5 protein-coding genes and 1 pseudogene are annotated in these 2,296 nt (G+C 45.0%); all 6 read right to left on the bottom strand.

Annotated features, from left to right (window positions below):
• Positions 1-314, bottom strand: a 314-nt coding sequence (locus tag ABLA76_RS17575; RefSeq protein ID WP_348988891.1) for a hypothetical protein, incomplete at its 3' end; no start/stop codon positions are given.
• Complete coding sequence (locus tag ABLA76_RS17570) at positions 314-535, bottom strand: hypothetical protein (RefSeq protein WP_285811072.1); 222 nt, start codon at positions 533-535, stop codon at positions 314-316. The genes ABLA76_RS17570 and ABLA76_RS17575, both read right to left, overlap by 1 nt.
• Positions 532-1,119 carry a Bro-N domain-containing protein gene (locus tag ABLA76_RS17565; protein WP_348988890.1) on the bottom strand — a complete coding sequence of 196 codons (588 nt, stop codon included), beginning with the start codon at positions 1,117-1,119 and terminating at the stop codon, positions 532-534. The genes ABLA76_RS17570 and ABLA76_RS17565 overlap by 4 nt, the downstream gene beginning before the upstream one ends.
• A 291-nt stretch (positions 1,120-1,410) precedes the next feature.
• A complete protein-coding gene (locus ABLA76_RS17560; RefSeq protein WP_348988889.1) occupies positions 1,411-1,626 on the bottom strand; it encodes a hypothetical protein in 216 nt (71 codons plus the stop codon).
• Entirely contained in the window at positions 1,623-2,084 is a 462-nt protein-coding gene (locus ABLA76_RS17555; RefSeq protein WP_348988892.1) for a lysis protein, read from the bottom strand. Before ABLA76_RS17555 ends, ABLA76_RS17560 begins: the two co-directional genes overlap by 4 nt.
• 1 nt (position 2,085) lies before the next feature.
• Positions 2,086-2,296, bottom strand: a pseudogene (locus tag ABLA76_RS17550) (hypothetical protein); the annotation flags it as partial.

Genomic DNA, 2,296 nt, shown 5'->3' with positions numbered 1-2,296 from the left:
TCAATATCAATTAGAGTGGCTATTGATCCTATTGCGTAAATAGCACCCAAAACAAACCAGCCCTGAAATACAACAAAAATGACAAATGCAGTATCAGTCAGCATGTCGTAACATCGAAAAGAGATAGGAATGTGTTTGTAATCTTTAACCAGTGAATCACTAGCAAACAAATACCCTAAGAACTTAATCACACCAAAGAGCCAGCCAGCGAAATAACCTACATTCACAAAACCCTCGGCATTCTGTGTGATACCAATAAACAAAAAGGACGCGATAATTGCATCCAGAATGATTGCATATATATATTTCATCACTAAGTTCTCTTACCCTTTGGCTTCTCTGTTGAATACTTACTCGCCCATGCCTTGGCAATGCTCAGACAATCATCAAACAGCTTGCCCTTTCTGCTGGCTGATCCCGAACAGCGATAGTGTTCTTTCGCCCGGTCACTTGCCATCGCCGCTATAGATGAAGAAAAGCCGAGCTTGGTTAACTCGGCCTGTACGTTCTTCTCGATAAATTGCTCGTGGTTCATGCGGGTTCTTCTCCATCGGGAAGTTCGTCAAGTCCGGGTAATGTTAGCTGTGATAATTCAAGGATGGCTTTTTCCGCCTTACGGATTTTCTTGAGGTGACGCTTGCGGAGGTTCATCAGATCACTACCTTTGCGTCCGAAGTTCTCGAATGACCACTTATTGGCAGATACCAGGCGATTTTGCATTTCACCAATGGTTAGCTCTTTGAGGCTTTCCATATCCATCAAGGACAAATTTCGTGGCTGGCTTTCCTTTTCTATTAAATCCAGCACCCATTTACGCAGTTCCTTTGCTACAGGAGTGTCAGCCAGCATCCCCAACAGATAGAGTCCACGCAATGAAAAGATACGAACCCGCGTCTTCAAATTTCTATAAGTAATTGATTCTTTCGAGGTCACTGTTGTAATGACCTCGGTCATGGCTGGAGTGAACTCATCGGAATTAGCGTTATACAGGTTGGTGACTGATTTGGTTTTGGCGTAATCCAATAACTGAGCAACTTGTTTACCCGTAAACCAAATTTTCCCATCGCCATTGTCAAAAGGGATCACTTCTTTTTCTTTGAAAGTTAATGCCGTACTCACGATGCTTATCCTTATTTAGGTAATGAACCTTTGCCGCAATAGGAGATCAGCCCATCGAGTAGCATCAGTTTTAGCTGATTCCTCAAAGGCTCATTCCTAAATAAAGGCTCGATGTTTAGATTGGCGCTGCGGTGCGCGGTGAAAATAAAAATGCCACCAGCGTTAACGGATGGCAGCAAATGTTATGCAGATCACTTTTTAATCACTTTGGTTGGATATAATCGCAGAGCGATTACAGAGAGAAACTATCCCACTGACACCGCCCTCTAACATACTCCTGCCACCCCAGTATCATTTGCTCTGAGGTGGTGGTGAAAACCGCTTAACGCGCATATGCAGAATTTCAGCATAATTATACATTGCTGACCGTTGCACCCTTAACAGGTAGCGGTCAGTCTCCTCCAGTGTGTTATAAGTATCGCCACCTATGAAAACAGACAGTTTTTCTATTCTCTCATTGAGTTCTGCTAACTCGTCAATAACACGTTGTTGATGTGGCTGGTTCATCTTGTCACCTTGTAACATTCAGTATTAATGTAATCCTGCAAATATCTTAATTTTGCCCGGTCGTTGATGATACCTTCTCGGATATCAAGAACAGCTGATCCAGTTTCTCCAGTGAGTTCGACGGTTCCTGCATCGCCCACGCTGCCGGAGGGAGTGGTTTCAGACACGGGACAGGTGGCCTTGATGCGCAGCTTGCGACGACCAGCGGCAACATCAGCCCGAAGAGTGTCGATTTCAGTCTTGGCATTGGCGAGTTCCTGAGTGTGTCGGGTATCTAATTCGTGGAGTTGCTGGATGCGCGCTTGCTGGTTGGTGTTGATGGCGACCTGTTCGTCATACTGTAGCTTTAAGCTACGGTATTCCTTGGCCTTGTCCTGATACTCACTGTAATAGAACCAGAACAGGCCAGCGACGACAGCAAAAGCACCAAGGGTGAAGTACTGGCTGTTGAATTTCATGTCACTCACCTTGTTCAGTACGTGTTGTTTTACCCTTACCTGTTTCAGCCAGAACAAGATCCAGAACTAAGTCAGTGGCCTGTCCGATTAATCCTCTTATCTTGCTTTCATGTTCAGGCCTGACCTTCTTCCACTCGTTGAGGCCAGTACCAAACACACTGGCTAGTTGCTTGTCTCTTTTTAAGTCAGCGCAGGCCTGATTCAGTTCTTCC

Source organism: Xenorhabdus sp. SGI240 (assembly GCF_040081915.1).
Lineage (GTDB): Bacteria > Pseudomonadota > Gammaproteobacteria > Enterobacterales > Enterobacteriaceae > Xenorhabdus > Xenorhabdus bakwenae.
This window is presented reverse-complemented; position numbering and strand designations above follow the sequence as displayed.

What these genes read in the sequence shown, in the direction of transcription:
- ABLA76_RS17560 (WP_348988889.1), bottom strand. Translation starts at nt 1,626, where the DNA reads ATGAACCAGCCACATCAACAACGTGTTATTGACGAGTTAGCAGAACTC.
- ABLA76_RS17555 (WP_348988892.1), bottom strand. Translation starts at nt 2,084, where the DNA reads ATGAAATTCAACAGCCAGTACTTCACCCTTGGTGCTTTTGCTGTCGTC.
- ABLA76_RS17570 (WP_285811072.1), bottom strand. Translation starts at nt 535, where the DNA reads ATGAACCACGAGCAATTTATCGAGAAGAACGTACAGGCCGAGTTAACC.